The organism is Arthrobacter sp. SPG23 (genome assembly GCF_000876655.1).
Lineage (GTDB): Bacteria > Actinomycetota > Actinomycetes > Actinomycetales > Micrococcaceae > Arthrobacter.
In genome coordinates, this window is record NZ_JYCN01000017.1 from 119,214 (window position 1) to 140,144 (window position 20,931).

At 67.8% G+C, this 20,931-nt stretch carries 16 protein-coding genes and 2 pseudogenes; 13 read left to right on the forward strand and 5 right to left on the reverse strand.

Annotation, left to right across the window (positions count from 1 at the left end; genetic code table 11):
- Positions 1-15: 15 nt before the first annotated feature.
- From hrpB to TV39_RS10430, 9 genes and pseudogenes are all read left to right on the forward strand, one after another.
- Positions 16-2,709 (forward strand): ATP-dependent helicase HrpB, encoded by a 2,694-nt coding sequence (hrpB, locus tag TV39_RS10395; RefSeq protein ID WP_043481329.1) that lies wholly within the window; start codon positions 16-18, stop codon positions 2,707-2,709.
- Positions 2,710-2,862: 153 nt separating this feature from the next.
- Positions 2,863-3,183: pseudogene (locus TV39_RS10400) on the forward strand (AAA family ATPase); the annotation flags it as partial.
- 109 nt (positions 3,184-3,292) lie between these two features.
- The gene (locus TV39_RS10405; RefSeq protein WP_235347355.1) at positions 3,293-4,069 is read left to right on the forward strand and encodes a phosphatase PAP2 family protein; all 777 of its coding nucleotides are present in this window, start codon (positions 3,293-3,295) and stop codon (positions 4,067-4,069) included.
- The gene (locus TV39_RS10410; RefSeq protein ID WP_326942416.1) at positions 4,029-4,796 is read left to right on the forward strand and encodes a DedA family protein; all 768 of its coding nucleotides are present in this window, start codon (positions 4,029-4,031) and stop codon (positions 4,794-4,796) included. The genes TV39_RS10405 and TV39_RS10410 overlap by 41 nt, the downstream gene beginning before the upstream one ends.
- Before the next feature lie 5 nt (positions 4,797-4,801).
- The gene (locus TV39_RS10415) at positions 4,802-5,476 is read left to right on the forward strand and encodes a response regulator transcription factor (RefSeq protein ID WP_043481332.1); all 675 of its coding nucleotides are present in this window, start codon (positions 4,802-4,804) and stop codon (positions 5,474-5,476) included.
- Positions 5,469-6,497, forward strand: coding sequence for a sensor histidine kinase (locus TV39_RS10420; RefSeq protein ID WP_043481334.1), 1,029 nt, complete (start codon positions 5,469-5,471; stop codon positions 6,495-6,497). The genes TV39_RS10415 and TV39_RS10420 overlap by 8 nt, the downstream gene beginning before the upstream one ends.
- Positions 6,498-6,570: 73 nt before the next feature.
- Positions 6,571-7,173 (forward strand): PadR family transcriptional regulator, encoded by a 603-nt coding sequence (locus TV39_RS10425; protein ID WP_043481482.1) that lies wholly within the window; start codon positions 6,571-6,573, stop codon positions 7,171-7,173.
- A 138-nt stretch (positions 7,174-7,311) separates the two neighbouring features.
- On the forward strand, positions 7,312-7,464 hold the full coding sequence (locus TV39_RS22265; RefSeq protein WP_160292500.1) for a hypothetical protein: 153 nt from the start codon (positions 7,312-7,314) through the stop codon (positions 7,462-7,464).
- Between the two features lie 111 nt (positions 7,465-7,575).
- A pseudogene (locus TV39_RS10430) lies at positions 7,576-9,757 on the forward strand (elongation factor G-like protein EF-G2).
- An 18-nt stretch (positions 9,758-9,775) separates the two neighbouring features.
- Here the strand turns inward: TV39_RS10430 and TV39_RS10435 are convergent.
- Together TV39_RS10435 and TV39_RS10440 are read right to left on the reverse strand one after the other, a co-directional pair.
- Complete coding sequence (locus TV39_RS10435) at positions 9,776-10,453, reverse strand: alpha/beta hydrolase family protein (protein ID WP_043481335.1); 678 nt, start codon at positions 10,451-10,453, stop codon at positions 9,776-9,778.
- Positions 10,454-10,472: 19 nt separating this feature from the next.
- Positions 10,473-12,389 (reverse strand): alpha-amylase family glycosyl hydrolase, encoded by a 1,917-nt coding sequence (locus TV39_RS10440; protein WP_043481337.1) that lies wholly within the window; start codon positions 12,387-12,389, stop codon positions 10,473-10,475.
- Between the two features lie 159 nt (positions 12,390-12,548).
- Between TV39_RS10440 and ligD the strand changes: the two genes are divergently transcribed.
- On the forward strand, positions 12,549-13,571 hold the full coding sequence (gene ligD / locus TV39_RS10445) for a non-homologous end-joining DNA ligase (RefSeq protein WP_043481339.1): 1,023 nt from the start codon (positions 12,549-12,551) through the stop codon (positions 13,569-13,571).
- A 43-nt stretch (positions 13,572-13,614) separates the two neighbouring features.
- Here ligD and TV39_RS10450 read toward each other — a convergent pair whose 3' ends face one another.
- Positions 13,615-14,235, reverse strand: coding sequence for an L-threonylcarbamoyladenylate synthase (locus tag TV39_RS10450; protein ID WP_043481340.1), 621 nt, complete (start codon positions 14,233-14,235; stop codon positions 13,615-13,617).
- A 186-nt stretch (positions 14,236-14,421) separates the two neighbouring features.
- On the opposite strand from TV39_RS10450, the gene TV39_RS10455 reads away from it, so the two are divergent.
- A complete protein-coding gene (locus tag TV39_RS10455) occupies positions 14,422-14,838 on the forward strand; it encodes a VOC family protein (protein WP_043481342.1) in 417 nt (138 codons plus the stop codon).
- A 43-nt stretch (positions 14,839-14,881) separates the two neighbouring features.
- Here the strand turns inward: TV39_RS10455 and TV39_RS10460 are convergent, their stop codons facing one another.
- Together TV39_RS10460 and TV39_RS10465 are read right to left on the reverse strand one after the other, a co-directional pair.
- Complete coding sequence (locus TV39_RS10460) at positions 14,882-15,994, reverse strand: class I SAM-dependent methyltransferase (RefSeq protein WP_235347357.1); 1,113 nt, start codon at positions 15,992-15,994, stop codon at positions 14,882-14,884.
- A gap of 207 nt (positions 15,995-16,201) precedes the next feature.
- Complete coding sequence (locus TV39_RS10465; protein WP_043481343.1) at positions 16,202-17,845, reverse strand: helix-turn-helix transcriptional regulator; 1,644 nt, start codon at positions 17,843-17,845, stop codon at positions 16,202-16,204.
- A 256-nt stretch (positions 17,846-18,101) separates the two neighbouring features.
- On the opposite strand from TV39_RS10465, the gene TV39_RS10470 reads away from it, so the two are divergent.
- Positions 18,102-19,484, forward strand: a complete 1,383-nt coding sequence (locus TV39_RS10470) for an MBL fold metallo-hydrolase RNA specificity domain-containing protein (protein ID WP_043481345.1) — start codon at positions 18,102-18,104, stop codon at positions 19,482-19,484.
- Positions 19,481-20,812 (forward strand): erythromycin esterase family protein, encoded by a 1,332-nt coding sequence (locus tag TV39_RS10475; protein WP_043481347.1) that lies wholly within the window; start codon positions 19,481-19,483, stop codon positions 20,810-20,812. Before TV39_RS10470 ends, TV39_RS10475 begins: the two co-directional genes overlap by 4 nt.
- Positions 20,813-20,931 lie beyond the last annotated feature (119 nt).

Below are 20,931 nucleotides of genomic sequence, written 5' to 3' on the forward strand. Positions count from 1 at the left end.
AGGCACAATGGAGGCGTGACTTCTCCGCTCCCTCCGGCCTCCGCACGCCCCAACGCACCCTTCGATCTGGGTGTCATCGGCGCGGGCCTGGCCTTCGCCGCGTCGCTGGGGGAGCTGGCCGACGCCCTGCGTGCGGGAGGAAAAGGCGGAACCGCGGTGGTCCAGGCGCCACCCGGTACCGGCAAGACCACCCTGGTCCCGCCGTTGCTCGCCAACATCGCAGCCGAAGCCGTGTCCGGTGGTTCAGGGGCTGCCGCCGGACGGGACCGTGGCCCGCGCATCGTCGTCACTCAGCCGCGACGTGTTGCCGCGCGATCGGCGGCGCGCCGCCTGGCCACCTTGGACGGCAGCCGGCTCGGGGACCGCATCGGCTACACGGTCCGCGGCGAGCGCGTAGCCGGCGGCGGGACCGTGATCGAGTTCGTCACGCCCGGCATCCTGCTGCAGCGGCTCCTGTCCGACCCGGGCCTGGAAACCGTGGACGCCGTGGTCCTCGACGAAGTTCACGAACGCGGACTGGAGACCGACCTGCTGCTCGGCATGCTCGCGGAGGTCCGCGAACTGCGCGGCGACCTCATGCTGGTGGCCATGTCCGCCACGTTGGATGCACCGCGCTTTGCCGCCCTGATCGGGTCGGGGGACCACGGGACCGGCGCTGAAGTGACGCACGACGGCGGCGGGCTGGCTCGGGTCGTCGACTGTCCGTCCGCGCTGTACCCCCTGGAGACCGAGTGGGCGCCCGCCGCTGTGGCGCGCCTGGACCCGCGGGGCGTCACCCGGGCGTTCCTGGACCATGTGGCGGACACCGCCGCGTCATCACATGCCGCGGCGCTTGCGGCGGACCCGGGCGTGGATGCCCTGGTGTTTGTACCCGGCGCGTGGGAGGTCTCGCACGTCGCTGGACGTCTCCGCGGCAGGGCGGACGCCGAAGTGCTGGAGCTGCACGGCCAGGCAAGCCCGGCGGAGCAGGACCGTGCAGTGTCGGGGCGGGAACCTGGCGGACGTGCCAGGATCATCGTCTCCACCGCGCTTGCCGAATCCTCGCTGACCGTTCCGGGAGTCCGGCTGGTCATTGACTCGGGGCTGTCCCGGGAGCCGCGGCGCGACACCAACCGCGGCATGTCCGGCCTGGTCACTGTGTCCTGCTCCCGCGCCTCCGCTGAACAGCGGGCCGGACGCGCCGCGCGCCAGGGGCCGGGGCGTGTGGTCCGTTGCTATGACCAGAGGACCTTCGGCGCCGCCCCGGCCCACCAGACCCCGGAAATCGCAGTGGCCGACCTGACCGGCGCAGCGCTGGTCCTGGCCTGCTGGGGATCACCCGGCGGAGAAGGGCTGGCCCTTCCGGACGCGCCGCCGGCGGCCGCCATGGGAGAGGCAGTTGAAGTCCTCCGCGAGCTGGGCGCCATCGGTCCGGAGGGCCTCGCCACAGGGCTGGGCAAGGTCCTGGCACGGATTCCCGCCGACCCGCGCCTGGCCCGCGCCCTGCTGGACGGCGCCGCAACCGTCGGCCACCGGACCGCGGCGGAGACTGTCGCCGTCGTCGCCGGTGACCAGCGCGCCCCGGGCGCCGACCTCACGCGGCTACTGGCGGCGCTGCGTTCAGGCAAGGATCCGGCGGCCCGGCGCTGGAAGGAGGACGTCCGGCGGATGGAAGCGATCGTCCGCAAGGAGATCGCCGTCGTCGAACAATCCCTGACCGTGGCGCCGGTGGCCGCCGCGGAGGCCGTCGGGTTCGTCGTCGGCCTGGCTTTCCCGGACCGGGTGGCGCGCCGCGTGCCTGGCGCGGGGGAGCGCTACCTGCTCTCTTCCGGCACCCGGGCAGGCCTGCCGGCGGGCAGCCCGCTGTCCGGCCATGAGTGGCTGGCGGTCGCTGAAGTCTCGCGCGCTGAGGGCCGCGACGCAGCGGGAACCGGCGCCGTCATCCGTTCGGCCGCGCCGCTTTCCGCTGACACGGCGGAGGCCGCAGCCCGGCACCTGCTGGCTGAAACGGTCGAAGCCGGATTCGAACAAGGACGGGTCAAGGCCCGCCGGGAGCGCCGCCTCGGCGCGATCATGCTGTCCTCGACGCCGGTGCGGCCCTCCGCCGCCGAGGGGCGGACAGCCGTGGCCCGCGCGCTGGGAAAAGAAGGCCTGGGAACCATCGGATGGTCGACGGCGGCGGATGCCCTGCGCCGCCGTCTCGCGCTGCTCCACCGGGAACTGGGCAGCCCCTGGCCGGACGTTTCCGAACAAGCGCTGCTGTCCCGCCTTGGCGACTGGCTGGCGCCCGAACTGGAAGCGCTTGCCGGCGGGGCCGCCACCGCCGGGATCGACCTCACGGAACCGCTGCGCCGTCTCTTGCCGTGGCCGGAAGCGGCCCGGCTCGGAGTGCTGGCGCCTGAGACGCTCGAAGTGCCGAGCGGTTCGCGCGTCAGGATCGATTACCCGGACGCGGAGCACGACGACGGCCGGCCGGTTGTGGCGGTCAAGCTGCAGGAATGCTTTGGCTGGGCTGAAACGCCGCGGCTGGCCGGCGGCAGGGTTGCGGTGCTGTTCCACCTCCTGTCACCGGCAAGGCGGCCCCTCGCGGTGACGGATGATCTGGCATCGTTCTGGTCGGGTCCGTATGCGCAGGTGCGGGCGGAGATGCGCGGCCGCTACCCGAAGCACCCCTGGCCGGAGGACCCGTGGACGGCGCCGGCCACCGCCCGGACCAAGAGCAGGATGTAGGGCCGTACCCGGTTCCAAGGAGGTTCAGGCGCGTGCCTGCAAGAATGGGGCATGCCCGCACAAAGCGTCCCGATCCGACGGCTGACGGAAGATCCGGCCCGGCCCCTCGACCGCAGCCAGTGGCCGGCTGTCCTGCCACAGCACCAGATCCACTTGTCACATGGCGAATCGTTCCTGGAGCTGGCGGTGGATCGCTTCCGGGGGCGCGGATTGTGGGTGCTCGATGAACCTGAATCGGCGTTGTCCTTCGCGGGCTGCCTCAGCCTCCTGTCGGTCCTGAAGGATCTCCTTGCCGAGGGTGACTCGCAGGTGATCATGTCCACCCACTCACCCGTCCTCGCTGCCCTTCCCGGGGCGCAGATTCTCGAAACGGGACCCTGGGGGCTTCGGCGTCAGGAATGGGCAGACCTCGATCTTGTCTCCAACTGGCGGTCATTCCTCGAGTCGCCCGAAAGGTACCTCCGGCACCTGTAGGCGCAGCCGGTACAGGGAGGCGCCTGAAGTTCTTACGGATTCCTTAATGGCAGGAGGCGAAGGTTGTGTTAGCGGCCAACCGTCCGCCGTGCCCTGAAGGAAAGACACCATGACCGAAGTTCACCGCGACCGCACGGAACCACGCCCGGCAAGGGCTGCCGGCACTGCCGGCACCGACACAGCAGAGGCGCGTCCCGGCTTGCTGGAACTTCCCCAGGCACGGCATTGGATCATGTCCGCGGGACTCCTGGGTGCCGCAGTTCTCGGGCTGGGCCTGACCGTGCAATTCCTTCCAGGGGAGACTGTTATTGAACTGGGCGTCGACCAGGACCTCAGCCGGCATCATTCCGCCATCCTGACGGCCGCAGCGATGGCCTTGAACACCGCCTTCGGCCCTGTTTGCGGTGTGGTTGTCATTGCCCTGATCGCCTTGATCGTCCTGCTGGTCCGCAGGTCGGCGGTGGACGCGGTCGCGTTCGGTGTGGTGGCGGCGTCGGGGTGGGTGGCAAGCGAATTCTTCAAGCTCATCATCCGGCGCGACCGGCCCAACCCTGGCCTGTTGCTTGACCCGCTGGCCCCGGAAACCGGCTCGAACAGCTTTCCCAGCGGTCATGTCGCATTCTCCATCACGCTGGGTTTCGCCCTCTATTGCCTGGTCCGGGGGACACGTTGGGCCCGTCCCGCGGCGGCCGCAGGCGTGGCGCTGGCACCCGTTGTGGCGTGGTCGAGGCTGTATATCGGGGTCCATTACCCTACGGACGTGGCTGCCTCGTTCCTGGCGGCAGGCGCGGCCCTTGTCCTGCTCACGGGTCTCTGGAACCGGTTCGCGGCCAGGATCCTTCAGCGTGTGCCCGTCAACGCGGCAACCCGACGTTTTTTGTCCTGAGGAGGGCGTCATTCACATCGTCCAGGCCTTTGCCGGTTCCCCGGCCTTCGCAGCTTCAACCGGCGGACTGTCCCTGCTTGATCCTGCGGGCCTGCTCCAGGGCCTGGGACCTGCCGCCTTAGGGGTCATCGCCGCCATGGTCTTCGTCGAATCCGGTGTCCTGTTCCCTTTCCTGCCCGGAGACTCCCTGCTGTTCACCGCCGGTCTGCTGCACCAACAGCTGCAGCTCACCCTGCCGGTACTGATCGGCGTGGTCGCGGCGGCGGCTGTGGCCGGGGACCAGGTGGGTTACCTGCTTGGCCGTACATTCGGCAGGCGATGGTTCAGGGACGATGCCAGGGTATTGAAGACCGCCCATCTGACCCGGACTGAGGAATTCTTCCACCGCCACGGCGGCCCGGCCATCGTCCTTGCCCGGTTCGTTCCCCTCGTCCGCACGTATGCGCCGCTGACAGCCGGCATCGCCCGCTACGGGTACAAGGCCTTCACGTTCTGGAACATCATCGGTGCCGTGGCCTGGGCCGTCTCCGTGACCCTGCTGGGCACGTGGCTGGGACACTTCGAGATCGTCGCCCGGAACATTGATGTGATCGCCGTTGTCATGGTCCTCGTTTCCGTGCTCCCCTGGGGTATCGAGCTACTCAAACGCCGCCGCACTTTACGGGCCGCCGAGCGGGAAGTCGCGGTGGACGAATCACGTGCCAAAGAACCAGCCACGGAAGAATAGCCGTCATGACAACGGATATCCTGCCCGCCCTGCTTCTGGTCGAAGACGATGCCGCCCTGGGTCCCCTCATCGTTGAACTTCTTGGCATCGACTTCCGGATCCGGCTGGTTGCCAACGGGAGGGATGGCCTTCATCTCGGCCTGACAGAAGCCTGGGACGTGATGATCATCGACCGCGGGCTGCCTGGGATGGACGGCGTGGAGCTTATAACTGCCTTGCGTTCGAAGGGAGTCGCGGCTCCGATCCTCATTTTGACCGCACTGGGTTCCACGGAAGACAAAGTCAACGGCCTGGATGCAGGTGCGAACGACTACATGACCAAGCCGTTCGACGTCGCAGAGCTCAGCGCCCGGCTCCGTGCCTTGACCCGGAGCTTCACCCGCGCCCGGCCCCTGCTCAGCATCGGGGATTGGGAACTGGACACAACCTCCCGGTCCATCCGCTCCGTGTACGGGCCGTTGGTTTCCCTCACGGCGAAGGAGACCGAACTCCTGGCCGCGTTCGCCAACGAGCCAACACGGGTCTTCACCCGTGACGAGCTGCTTTCGTCCCTGTTCCAGCCCACTGACCAGCCTGGCGTCATCGACACCTACGTGCACCACCTTCGCCGAAAAATCGCCAGGACCGTCATCCGCACCGTCCACGGTGTGGGATACCAGATCGGTGACGCCCATGAATGAGGCACCCGCCGGGGGCGACGGTCCCGACCGCGCAACCCTTCGGCGGGCGGCCCTCAAGGTTGCCGTCCGGATCAGCGCAGCGTGCGCCGTCATGGTCCTCTGCCTTCTCGCCGGGGCCGCCTTCTACCTCACGAACCAGCTGGCCCACCCCGCCGTGCCCGGCTCGGGAGTGCCGGCCCCGGATTATGCCTACCTCGATGCGAAGGACCTGTTCGAAGCCCTGATCATCGCCGGCGTGGCTGGCATCGTCCTGGCCGGAGGCGTCGGCTGGGCCAGTGCACGAAGCGCCATTAAGCCTTTGGCAAAAGCACTGGCACTGCAGCGGAGGTTTGTCCAGGATGCCAGCCACGAATTGCGCACCCCGCTGGCGATCCTGGACGCCCGTATTCAGCTAGCCCAGCGCCACGCAATACCGGATTCGGAACCCGGGAAGGCTCTGGCCCGGATCCGTGACGACACGGCTGCGCTGACGGCCATCGTCAACGAACTCCTGCTTGCGGCGACCGGGGCGCAACAGGACGCACCGACAGAACCTACTGACCTGGCCGACGTGACCGCCGCCGTTGCCGAGAGCCTGCAGCAACTGGCGCGTAACCGGGGCATCAGTGTTGTGGTCCGCAACGAAGGCCGTCCACTTGCCTGGATCGACGTAGGGAGCCTGCGCCGTGCCGTGCTCGCACTGGCCGACAACGCCCTGACGCACACCCCCGCCGGCGGCCGGATCACGCTCACCGCGGTCTCGGACAAACACCAGGCCGTAATTACGGTGGCGGATACCGGCCCGGGAATAACCGGAGTGGACCAGGACAGGATTTTCGAAAGGTTTGTCAGGACCCAGGGCCACCAGGGCACGCAGCGCAGCTTCGGCATCGGTCTGTCCCTGGTCCGCGACATCGCGTCGGGCGCCGGCGGGAGCGTTCAGATCGCCCGGACCGGTCCGGCGGGAACCACCATGCGGTTGGCGCTGCCATTGGCTGCCAGTGGAGAAGCGCCTCCTGCGGGTTCCCGCGAAAACTCTTGACCGGCGATACTTACCGATATATCGTTAATTATCGCCGATGGTCGGTGATAAGAAGCGGAAGGACGATGCCATCATGAGAGGCATTCACGACAAATTTTCAGACAACGGCCCGGAACGGGGCCGTTTCGAGCGAGGCCGCAGCCGCCGCGGACCCCACGGACATGGCGGCGGCGGATTCGGGCGGGGCTTCGGCCCAGGCTTCGGGCCGGGTTTTGGACCTGGTTTCGGACCAGGCGGCCCGCGCAGGGCCAACAGGGGCGATGTCCGCTCGGCCATTCTGTCCCTCCTGGCGGAAGCACCCTCCAACGGCTACGGGCTGATCAAGACCATCGCGGAAAAAACGTCCGGGGCCTGGCGTCCCAGCCCAGGCTCCGTCTACCCGACGCTGCAGCAGCTCGTCGACGAAGAACTCATCGCGCCCGTTGGTGAGGGCAGGCGCACCGAGTTCACCCTCACCGATGCCGGCAAGGCGTATGTGGAGGACCATGCGGACGAGCTGGGCAATGCCTGGAACACCGACCCCGAGGGCACGGGTCCCGCGTTTCATCAGAGCGTAGGCAAGCTCATGGGCGTCATTCATCAGTTCCGGGTTGCGGCGACAGACGAACAGCGCCTGGCCGCCGTCGAAAAGATTGACGAAGCCCGCCGGGCGCTGTATCTGATCCTCGCAGAGTAGATCTCCAGCACCCCAAAGTGCCCCAGTGAGGTAACTGATACACACCGGAAACCTTGCGTCGTTGCCGCGAAACATTGCCCGGTTACGCTCATTCCTACCTGGACATGGCGGTCCATGCAGCGAACGGAAGGACACACCATGATGACTCTTTTGAGCACTTTGACACTCTCCCTTCACTCCGGCTGGAAGGACAAGGATCCGCACGCCGGCGGGGCGGGTTCCAAGGGCGCCTTCCCCAGCGGGCAACTCACATCCACCCCCTGGGAAGGCTGGTGGCACGACGAAAGCTAACCCTGCGGGCAGGGCTGCACCGCACCCTCTTGAAGTTCGGCGGCCTCAGGGTGTCGAATCGTCTTACAGAGGCCGCATGGCGGCTCACGACTAAGACGCCTGGAGTTGCTCATGTCGGTAAAAAGCTCAAACGGCCGGGCCAAGAGCCCGGCCCGCAGCACCTCTGATTCCCGGCGGGCGGACGCCTCCGCCGGGGCTCCTGCCGATTCGCCGGAGAAGGTCCGCAACGTGGTTCTCGTAGGCCACTCCGGTGCCGGCAAAACGATGCTGGTGGAAGCGCTGCTGGCCGCGACCGGTGTGATCTCACGGATGGGATCGATCGAAGACGGGACAACGGTCAGCGACACCGAACCCTCCGAAGTGCACCAGCAGCGCTCCGTGGTGCTCTCCGTAGCCCCTCTGATGGTGGACGGCATCAAGGTCAACCTCCTCGATACGCCGGGCTACGGTGATTTCACCGGCGAACTCCGCGCAGGACTGCGGGGAGCGGACGCCGCCCTGTTCGTGGTGTCCGCCATCGAGGGCATCGACGCCGCCACCACTGCACTGTGGGCAGAATGCGACCAGGTGGGGATGCCCCGGGCGGTCGTGATCAGTCGACTGGACCACCCGCGCGCGAACTTCGAGGCAACAGTGGCCGAGTGCCAGCGCTCGTTCGGTGATTCGGTGGTGCCGGCCTACCTCCCGGTGCGCACCGGAGACGCAAGCACCGGGCTGCTGGGACTCCTCTCGCAGACAGTGTCGGACTATTCCGCCGGCTCACCGGTACCGCAAGTGCGGCAAGCCGGCACGGAGGAGGTGACGGCGTCCGAAAGCGCCCGCGGAACACTCATTGAGGGAATCATCTCGGAGAGCGAGGACGAGACCCTCATGGACCGCTACCTCGGCGGCGAGGAAATAGACGTCGATGCCCTTGTCAGCGACCTGGAAACCGCCGTCGCCCGCGGAACGTTCTTTCCGGTGCTGGCAACGTCCGCTGAAACGGGGCTGGGGGTCGCCGAACTCCTGGAGATGCTGACCCGTGCATTTCCCTCTCCGTTGGAGCGCAGCCTGCCGCAGGTCACCGGCCTGGCCGGTGAGCCGGTCCCGCCGCTGGCGTGCGATCCCGCGGGCCCACTGGCCGGCGAGGTGGTGCGGACCACCATCGACCCGTTCCTGGGCCGGGTCTGCCTGGTGCGGGTTTTCTCCGGGACGCTGCGCGAGGATTCCGCCGTGCACGTCAGCGGCCGCGGGCTGGCGGAGCGGGGCCACGAGGACCACGACAGCGACGAGCGGCTCACCCACCTCTACTCCCCGGCGGGGTCCAGCCTCCGGCCGGTGCCCTATTGCGTGGCGGGGGGACATCTGCGCCATCGCCAAGCTGGCCAATGCCGAAACCGGCGACACCGTGTCAGCCAGGGAGGCGCCGCTGCTGGTGGTTTCGTGGGACATGCCGGAGCCGCTGATGCCCGTTGCGGTGGAAGCGGCAACCCGCAGCGACGAGGACGCCCTTGCGAAGTCCCTGGGGAAGGTTGCAGCCGGTGACCCGACCCTGCGCGTTGAGCGGAACGGCGAAACCCATCAGCTCATCCTCTGGTGCATGGGCGAAGCCCACGGTGAGGTGGTGCTGGACAGGCTGCGCGAGCAAGGCGTCAAGCTGCAGACCGTGGACGTTGTGACGCCGCTGCGCGAAACGTTCGCCGCGCCGGCTTCGGGCCACGGCCGGCACGTCAAACAGTCCGGAGGCCACGGCCAGTACGCCATCTGCGACATTGACGTGGAGCCCCTCGAACGCGGCGCGGGCTTCGAATTTGTTGACAAGACCGTTGGCGGGGTCATCCCGGGGCAGTACATCGGCTCGGTGGAAAAGGGCGTCCGGGCGCAAATGCAGAAGGGCGTGGCAGCAGGGTTCCCGGTGGTGGACATCAGGGTGACCCTTACCGGCGGCAAAGCGCACAGCGTGGATTCCTCAGATGCGGCGTTCCAGGCGGCCGGGGCGCTGGCACTGCGGGAGGCCGCGGCCGCGGGGCGGATCCAGCTCCTCGAACCCGTCCTGGCGGTGACCATCAGCGTTGCCGACGACTATGTGGGCGCGGTGATGAGCGACCTCTCTTCCCGGCGCGGGCGGCTGACCGGCACCGCCTCGGCCGACGGCAGCGGCACCCAGATCAGCGCAGAAATACCGGAACAGGAACTGCTGCGCTACGCGGTTGATCTGCGGGCATTGACAGCAGGCACCGGCCGTTTCCGGCGCACCTACCTTCGCCACGAGCCCCTGCCACCGAACATGGCGCATACGGCTCCGAGGCAGTGAGCTCCCGGCGGCCCGAAGCTAGCCATGTGAGCGCAGATACGCCGCAACCGGGCCGGCAACGGAAGCCCCGATGTCCTCGGCGCTCCGTTTTTTGCCCGCGACCGCAAACGAGTGGTCGCCGCCTTCGTACCAGTGGAGCGTGGCCGTGGGCCCGATCCGGCCGACAACGCCCTCCAGCAGTTCAGGGGTGGCAAACGTGTCCCGCGTTCCCTGCATGAACAGCATCGGAAGGGTGAGGCCGTAGAGGTGCTCGTCCCGCAGCTTCTCCGGCTTGCCCGGGGGATGCAGCGGATAGCCGAGGTACACCAGCCCGGCCGCCGGCATTCCCTCGGCGACGGCCATGGACGCCATCCGGCCGCCTAACGACTTGCCGGCCGCCCATACCGGACCGGTGTCGGAGTGTGCGGCCGCCTTGGCCGCAGCCTCTTCCATGGCCGCCCGCCAGGTGGCGATCGCGAGCGGTGGCCGGTCGGGGAACTTCCGTCCGGCCTCGCGGTAGGGGAAGTTGAAGCGCAAGGTGGCGACGCCGTCGTCGTTCAACGCATTGGTGAATCCGACCATGAAGGGGTGCTCCATGCCGGCGCCGGCCCCGTGCGCCAGGACGAGCGTGGCGAACGGGGTGTCCGGCCGGGCGTAGACGCCGGAGACCTGGAGATCGCCGACGGTGATGGTTACGGGGGATTCGGGTACGGGCATGAGTCCATGATGCCAGCACCTAGTCCCGCGCAGGGGTGACGCGAAGCCACGCGAACTCCTGCGGCCGGAGCCTGATTCCACCGTCGAGTCGCACCGGGTTGCCGGTCAGGATATCCACTGCCCCCACCGCGAAGCCGGAGAGCGTATGGGCCGTGACGGTCTGGTGCCCGTCGCTGAAGTTGGCGAGGACCAGGATGCGGGTTCCTTCTCCGGGACGCTGGTAGCCCAGGACGCCCCGGTTGTTGGTGTCGAAGTGCACCAGCCGTGTCCCGGCGAATTCCGGCGTCGCCGCGCGCACCGAGATCATAGTGCGGAGCCCCTCAAACACCGCGCCTTCAGGGGTGGCCCGGTCGTGGCGCTTGGCGTACCGCTCGGCAGGGTAGTGGGGGCGGTGCACCCACCGGCTGTCCGTGCCGTGGCCTTCTTCCAGGGCGTAGCCGTAGTCATTGAGCTGCCCCACCTCATCGCCGAGGTAGAGCAGGGGGATCCCGCCGGTGCTGAAGGCCACCGAATGGGCGAGCAGGATCCTGTCTACCGCCTGGCCGGTGCCGTCCTCCAGGCCGCAGAGCGAGGCCGTCGTGCCGGAGATGCGGCAGTCACCGGTCCGCGGGTTGTCCTGGAAGGGGACGCCCCGGGCGAAGCTGCCCGGAAAGCGGTTGACGTAGAAGGAGTTGAGGAAGCGGCGGTGGTCGAAGCCGTTGATGCCCAGCTCCGCGGCGTCCTCGTCCGCGAACGTCCAGCCGATGTCGTCATGGCTCCGCACGTAGTTCACCCAGGACGTCCCGGCGGCGATGTTGTGCCGGCGTTCCAGGGCCTGCGACAAAAGCGACACATCGCGGGTGGCCATCGCCTCCCAGATCAGGGCCATCTGCAGGGGATTGTAGGACAGCTGGCACTCGGCGGGGTCGATGTACAGAGCCACTTCGTCCGGGTGGACGATCGCCTCTGACTTGAAAAGCAGGGACGGCGCTGCAAGGCGGCAGACCGCGTTGAAGGCCTGCAGCAGCGTGTGGGCTTCAGGGAGGTTCTCGCACGGGGTTCCGAGCTGCTTCCAGATGAAGGCGACCGCGTCCATCCGCAGGATGTCCACCCCCTGGTTGGCCAGGAAGAGCATCTCCCCGGCCATGGCCCGGAAGACGGCCGGGTTGGAGTAGTTCAGGTCCCACTGGAACGTGTGGAACGTGGCCCAGACCCAGCGGCCGTCCGGCATTTCGATGAAGGAGCCGGGGTGGTCGTCCGGGAAGATCTCGCGCACGTTTTGTTCGAAGGCGTCCGGCATGGTCCGGTCCGGGTAGATCCAGTAATAGTCGCTGAACTCCGGGTCGCCCGTGGCCGCGCGCCGGGCCCAGTCGTGTTCATCCGAGGTGTGGTTGAAAATGAAATCCACCACCAGGCTGATGCCGTTGGAGCGCAGTTCGGCAGCGAGTTCCCGCAGCTGCGTCATGGTGCCCAGTTTTGGATTGACGTCGCGGTAGCTGGAGACGGCGTAGCCGCCGTCGGAATGCGGTTCGGGTGCCAGGAACAGCGGCATCAGGTGCAGGTAGGTGAGGCCGAGTTCCTGGAAATAGGGGATCCGGGCGCGGACACCCTCAAGGTCCCCGGCGTAGCGGTCCACGTAGCAGACGCCGCCCAGCATGCGGTTCGACTGGAACCACCCGGAATGGTGCTCCCGTTCTGCGTCCAGGGCCTTGAGTTCCGCCGGACGTTCGTTCCAGGATCGGGCTGTCTGGAGCACCAGCGCCGTCAGCTGCTCCTGGAAGTCGGGCCGGCCGCCGTACAGGGTGTGGAAGAGCCGGTACAGGTCAGGGAAGTGACGGTCGAAGCGCTGACGGAAGTCCTTGCTGTCCTGCCCCGGGGACGTGAGGTCAGCCTGCGCGCCCAGCGCGTTCAGGGCATGTTGCCTCGATGCCTGGTCCACACCAGCGGCTTCAACCATGGAACGGGTCTCCTTCGACGATTTCCCGGGCACCGCAGGGCATCCGGCCAGTTCACATCCTGACAGACCGGCAGGCGCGTGCCCAGTGGACAGGCCCAAGTTTCTTCCATTCGTGGCCAAGTGCTGACGCGGCGGACCGGCCGGGGGTAGGTTGTCACCATGGCGAGCGAAACCACCACCCTCACCGTCGACGGGCCGAACGGTCCCCGCGACATGCGGATCTCCAGTCCCGGCCGGGTCCTGTGGCCGGACATCGGCCTGACCAAGCTGGACCTCGCGCGGTACCTTGCGGAGGTGGGGGAGGCCTTCATCGCGGCGAACGGCGGCCGGCCGGTGGCGCTGCAGCGGTTTTCGGACAACGTGGATGGCGAGCAGTTCTTCTCCAAGAATCCGCCGAAGGGCACACCGGACTTCATCCGCTCAGTGAAGGTGGTCTTTCCGAGTGCGCGCTCGCATCCCATGCTGGTCCTTGACGAACCCGCCGCCGCCGTGTGGGCCGCCCAGATGAACACCGTGGTGTTCCACCCCTGGCCGTCGCGCGCTGAAAACACGGACAACCCGGACCAGTTGCGGATTGACCTGGATCCCCAGCCGGGAACGGACTTCGACGACGCAGTCCCCGCGGCCCTGGCGCTGAAGGAGGTGCTCGCCGAAGCGGGCCTCACCTCGTTCATCAAGACCTCAGGGAACCGCGGCCTCCACGTCTACGCGCCGGTGGAGCCCACCCGCGAGTTCCTGGACGTCCGCCACGCTGTGATCGCGGCCGCCCGTGAACTGGAGCGGCGGATGCCGGACAAAGTCACCACGGCCTGGTGGAAGGAAGAACGCGGCGAACGCGTGTTCGTGGACTTCAACCAGGCAAACCGGGACCGGACCATAGCCGGTGCCTACAGCCCCCGCGCACTGGGCCACGCCCCGGTGTCCTGTCCGATCACCTGGGACGAACTGGGCAGCGCGGACCCGAAGAACTTCACCATCCTCACCGTCCCGGAACGGCTCAAAACCGTCGGGGACCCGTGGGCGGACATGAACGCCAAACCGGGGAAGATTGACGTGCTGCTCGAGTGGTGGGAGCGCGACGTCGGCGCCGGGCTCGGGGAACTACCGTTCCCGCCGGACTACCCGAAAATGCCGGGCGAACCTCCGCGGGTCCAGCCGAGCAGGGCACGCAAGAAGGACTAAACCCGGGCGGGCAGCCGTCGGGCCGCCCGCCGGCGAAAGGGACCTACTCGAACCGGGACGGATCTCCCATACCCCGCCGGACCACTTCCGCGGACCCGCTCGAGAAGTCGATGACCGTCGTCGGCTCCGCCCCGCAGTCCCCGGAATCAACCACGGCATCCACCACGTGGTCCAGCCGTTCCTTGATTTCCCAGCCCTGCGTGAGCGGTTCTTCCTCGTCGGGAAGCAGCAGCGTGCTGGAGAGCAGCGGCTCGCCCAGCTCGGCCAGCAGCGCCTGGACCACGGCGTTGTCCGGGATCCGGACGCCCACGGTCTTCTTCTTCGGGTGCAACAGGCGCTTGGGCACTTCCTTCGTGGCGGGAAGGATGAACGTGTAGCTGCCCGGGGTGACTGCCTTGATGCTGCGGAACACATCGTTGTCGATCTGGACGAACTGTCCCAGCTGGGCAAAATCCTTGCAGACCAGGGTGAAGTGGTGTTTGCTGTCCAGCTGCCGGATGGCCCGGATACGGTCCAGGGCCTCGCGGTTGCCGAGCTGGGCACCGAGGGCATAACAGGAGTCGGTGGGGTACGCGATCAGTCCGCCGGACCGCAGGAGCTCCACGATCTGGCCAATCGCGCGGGGCTGGGGATCGTCGGGGTGCACGTCAAAGTATCTCGCCATGTCCTGAGCTTATGGCCCGGCGGGGAAATCCGCACTCGCCGGCCCGGCGCGCGGCGGCCGGCCCGGGAGTCCCCCTATGCAGCCCGGCATGACTGGGGCAACATATGAAGTGTTCCATGCCCGGGCGGCCACACCGGATCCACGCGTGGTCCGGGTATCGACCGGTACGAGAGGACACACCTGAAGATGACCACGAGACTGAACCCCTACCTTGGCTTCCGGGACAATGCGCGGGACGCTATGACCTTCTACCAGTCAGTTTTTGGCGGCGAACTGGCAATGAGCACCTTTGGTGAATTCCATGCCAGCGAAGACGCCTCCGAGCAGGACAAGATCATGCACGGCATGCTGACCACCGAATCCGGCCTGGTGCTCATGGGTGCCGATACGCCCAACGGCATGAGCTTCACCCCGGGCGACAACTTCTCCGTTTCCCTCAGCGGCGATGACGACGGTGAACTGCGCGGGTACTGGGAGAAGCTGTCCGACGGCGGCACCGTGACGGTGCCGCTCGAACAAGCGCCGTGGGGCGATACCTTCGGCATGTGCACGGACAAGTTCGGCGTCGCCTGGCTGGTGAACATCGCCGGTCCCCAGCAGTAGGTCCCGGCAGCAGGGGACCGGCGCCGACTGAGCCGTTCGGCGCCTACTTCCGTGCCACGAAGTAGGCGTTGAACGGGTCCTCCTCGAGTTCCTTCACGTCGACGGTGCCGAAGCCTGCGGCGCGGACCATGGACTCGGCCAGCTGCACGCCCCAGACCGTTCCAAGGCCGTCCCCGCCCTGTGCCAGGGACACGGACATGCAGTGAAACGTGGAAATCGCGTAGAGGAACGTTCCCCACGGAAGCTCCACATTGTCCAGCAGGTTGCTTGACGCCTTGATGTCAGCCATCAGGAACCTGCCGTCGGGACGCAGCGCCCGGTGGATGTTTTGCAGCACCTTCGCCGGCCGGGCCTGGTCATGGATGGCATCGAAAACGGTGATGAGGTCCAGGCCTTCCACCACGTCCAGGGCCGCAGCATCCAGGACTTCGAACCGGACGTTCCCCAGCCCCATCCGCCGGGCCTCCGCCCGTCCGGCGAGAACAGCGTCCCCGAAGAAGTCGTAGCCGGTGAAACGGCTTGCGGGAAAGGCTTCGGCCATCAGGTTCACGGCGTGGCCGGCCCCGCAACCGATATCCGCGACGTCGATCCCCGTGCGCAGCCTGTCCAGGCACCCGGTCAGCGGGAGGATGGCGGACACCAGGGACGCGTCGTGGACCGAGGCGCTGTCAGCGGCCTGAATGCCGACGAAATCCGGATAGTCCTCATACCCCAGCCCCCCGCCGGTCCGGAATTTCTGCGCTATCTTGCCCGCCACCTCACCCATGAGGGTGATGTACTGCAGCGTCCGGGCCAGGTTGTTGACGCCCGGGCCGGCCACGGACGGCGCCAGCGCAGGGTCCAGCCGGTAGGTGCCTGCGGCAGGCCGGTACTCCACGAAGCGGGCCGTCACCATGCCGCCGAGCCATTCGCGGACGTAGCGTTCGTTCAGTCCGGCAGCGTCGGCAATCTGCTCACTCGAGGCCGGCGGCAGCCCGGCCATCGCGTCGAAAAGCCCGGTCTGGTGGCCGATGCTGGCCAGGACGGCAGCCGAGCTGTCATTGAGGATGCCGAGCAGCCGTGCAGCGGCCGCTTCAACGGCGTCCTGTGCGGCCAGCACGTCGCCGCGGGCGGCCGCCCCGTCTCCTGCCGTGAGATGGAGGTCTGTGGTGGTCATTGTCTTTCCTTTCGTCGGCGGACTTCCTGTCCGGCTACTTCGAAAGTACGTTCGCGGCCGGGCACGCCGCGTCGGGCGGATCATGCATCTTTCGCCGGGCTGTGGGGCGAATGATGCAGGGGCGCGTTCCCCGGACCTGGCGGCCAAGCGAATACGGACAAGCGAACGCAGGACGACGACGGCAGCGGCGCTCGCCGTCGTCGTACTTCACGCAAGTCGGTGTTCCCTGGCCCAGCCGGCCGCGGCGGTTCGGGTGGACACACCGATCTTGCCGAAGATGTTCGCCAGGTGCCGTCCGACCGTCTTTTCACTGATGACCAGCGCGTCCGCCACCTGGCGGTTGCTGGCACCGGTGGTGATGAGAGCCAGGACTTCGCATTCGCGGGCCGTCAGGCCGCCCCTGTCAGGGTTGTCGGCGCTGCCGCCGGCCCTACCGGCGCCCCGCTCCAGCCGGTCGATGTCGGGGCCGGCCCCGAGCTGGCGGTAGATTGCGAGCGCTGTGGCGAGGTCGGCATCGGCTGCGCCGGGCTGGCCGAGGGCCCGGCGCGCATCGGCAAGGAGCTCGTGGATCCGGGCGGTGCGGTAGCGTGCACGCTGCGTGCGGTACGTACGGGCGGCCGCCTCCAGGAACGGCAGGGCGTCGCCCGCGCGGCCGGACGCCAGCAGGACGGCGCCGCGGGCCTGGGAAGCCCACGCCTGGAGTCCCGGAGAGGCGAACCGGGCTGCTATCCGTTCCAGTTCCGCTGCCAGCGCTTCGGCGAGCGCCCCGTCATGCTGGTCCAGTGCCAGCTCGGTGGCGGGCAGCAGCAGCCTGGTCCGGTCCAGTAGCCGGCTCTCGCCCAGGGCTGCGCGCAGCTGGTTGAGCGCCAGGGTGCTGTCCCCGGCTGCATAGTGGAGCAGGGACTCACCCGGCTGCGGGTCCACCCCGAGCTCCCGTGCACGGCGGTACGCGGCCAGCGCCCCCGCAGCGTTGCCGCGGAGGCGGCGGACCTCTCCCAGTTCGTAGTAGCCCGCGCCGGCCATCCAGCCGTGCGCAGTGACCAGGTTGTCGCTGGAGGCGCCTATTTCGCGTTCCACCACATCCCAGCCGCCTTCCGCGCTCACCAGCTGAAGCTCGTGGATGCGCGTGACGCCGGTGTACACAAAGGTGGCAGACTGGCCCGCGGTCCAGTGCTCCAGGGCGCCGGTCCAGGCGCGCATCCTGGCCAGGTCCCCGAGCTGGTGGCACAGGTGGATGACCGTGCAGTAGATGTCCCCGGCCCATACGGCGGCGACGTCACCCGCGAGGACGGGAAGCATGGCCTCGTCCAGGTCGCTGAAACCCTCCTCGGTCCGCCCGGCACGGACGCCGGCAAGGCCGGCGATGACCCGGGCAAAGCAGCCAAGGGTGGTGTCCGCCAGCCGGCCCGCCAGGGCGTCGAGGCTGGCTGCGGCATCCTGCGCCGGTCCGGGGTCTTCCTCCAGGTCCAGGGACATGGCGCTCTCCAGATAGAGGAGGTAGCCGTGTTCAGGCCCCTCCGGAAGGTCCTGCAGCAGGCGCCGTGCCCGGTTGAGCCAGCCGGAGGCAACCACGAGGTCCCCCCGGGTACCCCACTGCAGGGAGAGGATGATGGCCTTCATCGCGGCCGCCCGCAGGTCGCCGGCCCCGGCCAGGCCGCGGTACAGGTCCTCTGCTACCGACAGCGCTTCGGGAATGTCGCCCAGCCACCACATCGCGTCGGCGAGGGCATCGAGGTCCTGCAGCTCCAGGCCGGTGGTGGTCCTGGCTGCAAGCAGCCCGTTCCGGGCCGCGGGCCAGTCCCTGCGGGCGAACGCCGCGCGGGCGCCGGTGATCAAATCCTGTTCAGCCATACGACGTCTCCAAGGGGTGGTTCCAGCGTACTGCCGGCTCCGGTTCCCCGAAAGGCACGAATGCGCCCGCAGCCGTGACTTTCGGCCCTAGGTGGGCTGCCGGAAGAAGCGGAAGCTAGGACGTACATCGCGACTGCGCAGTCCGGCTCGTTGCAGTCCGTGCGCCTGCCACGCCTGCCGCGGCCCTGGCGCTTCCGCGACGCTGCCGACTGCCGGACGGCAACGGGAACGCTGCGCAACGGGAGCAGGGAGCACCATGAAACACCAACACCCGCAACTCCGGTTCCTCGGAGCCACGGACAGCGTGACCGGCTCCCGGTACCTGGTGGAAGCCGGCGGGAAACGCATCCTGGTGGACTGCGGGCTGTTCCAGGGCTACAAGGTCCTCCGCGACCGCAACCGGATCCCCTTCCCCGTCCGGCCGGACTCCATCGACGCCGTCCTGCTGACCCATGCCCACCTGGACCACACCGGCTACGTTCCCGCCCTGGTCCGGGACGGCTTCAACGGACCGGTGTACGCCACGGAAGGCACCACCGAGCTCTGCACCCTGCTCCTGCCGGACAGCGGGCACCTGCAGGAAGAGGAAGCCAAATACGCCTACGAGCACGGATCGTCCCGGCACAGCCCGCCGGTTCCGCTTTATACGGCTGCCGAGGCGGTCCGGTCGCTCGACAGCTTCCGCGAACAGGGCTTCGACACTCCGCTGGAGCTGGGCGGGGGCGTCTCCGCGACGTTCCTGCCCGCGGGCCACATCCTCGGGGCCGCCCAGATCAGGCTCGAGGTCGGCCAGCACTCCATCCATTTCACCGGCGATCTGGGCCGCAATGATGATCCGCTGATGTTTCCGCCCCGGGGGCTTGGTGCCACTGACATCCTGGTCACCGAATCCACGTACGGTAACCGCAAGCACTCGAGTCTGGCTCCTGAACTGCAGCTGGGCGAAATCATCACCCGTGTGGCAAAGAAGAACGGCGTGATCATGATTGCCGCGTTCGCCGTCGGACGGGCGGAGACACTGATGCTGCATCTGTCCCGCCTGCGCGCCAGGAACGCGATTCCGGACATCCCCGTGTACCTCAACAGCCCCATGGCCATCGACGCTTCCGGCATGTACCAGCGGCACCCCGACGAGCACAGGCTCAAGCAGCGGGAGTACGAGGACATGTACAAAGTGGCCAAGATGACGCGGACGGTGGACGATTCGAAGCTGCTCAACCTCCGCGGCGGGCCGATGGTGATTATTTCCGCCAGCGGAATGCTCACAGGCGGCAGGATCCTGCACCACATCGCCGAATACGGGCCCGATCCGAAGAACGCCATCATCCTGAGCGGGTACCAGGCCGGTGGAACCCGCGGAGCGGCGCTCGCCGCCGGCCAACGGGAACTTAGGATCTACGGAGAGGATGTCCGCATCCGCGCCGAAGTGATCCAGATGGAAAGCCTTTCGGCGCACGCGGATTCCGACGGGCTGATCGAGTGGATGAGGGCCGCCGAGCGGGAACCGCGGATGACGTACATCACCCACGGCGAACCCGAGGCGTCCGATGCCCTCCGGATCCGCATCAAGCGCGAACTCGGGTGGCGGGTGCGCGTTCCGGAGTACCTCGAAAGCATCTCGCTCGAGGACCCGACATGACCAACGGAAACCGTGCCGTCCTGAGCATGCTGGACGAGATCCGCACCCTGGCCCGGCCGCTCAGCGGGTTCCGGGATCTTGACCGGCTGGTCCACAGGGCCGGTGCCGGACGCTTTGTGGCCATCGGCGAAGCATCCCACGGCACGCACGAGTACTACACGCTGCGCGCCCGCCTGAGCATGCGGCTGATCGAAGAACAGGGCTACAGCTGGATCGGGGTGGAAGGCGACTGGCCGGACTGCTGGCGGATCAACCGCTGGGTGCGGGGACAAAGCGGGCAGGACACGGGCGTCCACACCATGCTCGCCGGGTTCGGGCGTTGGCCCACCTGGATGTGGGCGAACGAGGAAGTGGCGGGCTTCCTCGACTGGCTGCGCGGCTGGAACCTGGAGCGTCCCCTGGAGGAGCGGGTGGGCTTCTACGGCCTGGACGTCTACTCACTATGGGATTCCCTGCGGGAAATCATCGGCTGGCTGGAGGAAAACGAGCCCGACGCCGTTCCCGCGGCCATGCGGGCGTGGCAGTGTTTCCTTCCGCATCACGAAGACCCGCACGAATACGCCTGGAGCACCCGGCTGGTCCCCGAATCGTGCGAGGGTGACGTCGTTGCCCTGCTTACCGAGGTGCGGAACCGGGCACTGGCGCTGCGGGACCACGAACCGCGCGCCGAAAGCGACGAAGCGTTCGACGCAGTGCAGAATGCCGTGGTTGCCGCCAACGCCGAGCACTACTACCGCATCATGGTGCAGGGGAGCCGGGAGTCCTGGAACGTCCGGGACCGTCACATGGCGGACACGGTGGACAGGGTGAGCGCGCATCTGGGCCCTGCGTCCAAAGGGATCATCTGGGAGCACAACACCCACGTGGGCGATGCCCGGGCCACGGACATGGCACGGGACGGGCTGGTGAACGTGGGCCAGATGCTCCGCGAGCGCCACGGGGCCGAAGGCGTGACCCTGGTGGGTTTTGGATCGTACCGGGGAACAGTGATGGCCGCGGATGCGTGGGGGTCCCCTGAACGGGTACTGACCGTGCCGGAAGCCCGGACCGGCAGCCACGAGGACCTGCTGCACAGGGCCCTGGGTGCACCTGCGCTGCTGGAATTCGGCAGGGACAGGTCCGGGCCGTGGCTGTCGGCCTGGTTGGGGCACCGCGCCATCGGGGTGGTCTACCGCCCCGCCCGGGAATACGGGAACTACGTGCCCACCCGGATGGGAGGGCGCTATGACGCCCTTATCTGGCTGGAACAGACCTCGGCGCTCCGTCCGCTCCATCACGAGGCTCCGCCGGGTGAGCCGGAGTTCGAAACGGAACCCACGGGCTTCTGAGCTGCCGTTTGGACGCGCAGCAGCCGGTTCATCACCAGCCCGGTCACCAGCGCCGGGTTGAGGGGCTTAAGGCCCTAACCCCCGTGTCTGCCACCGGAGCACACTGAAGGTGTCAGCGG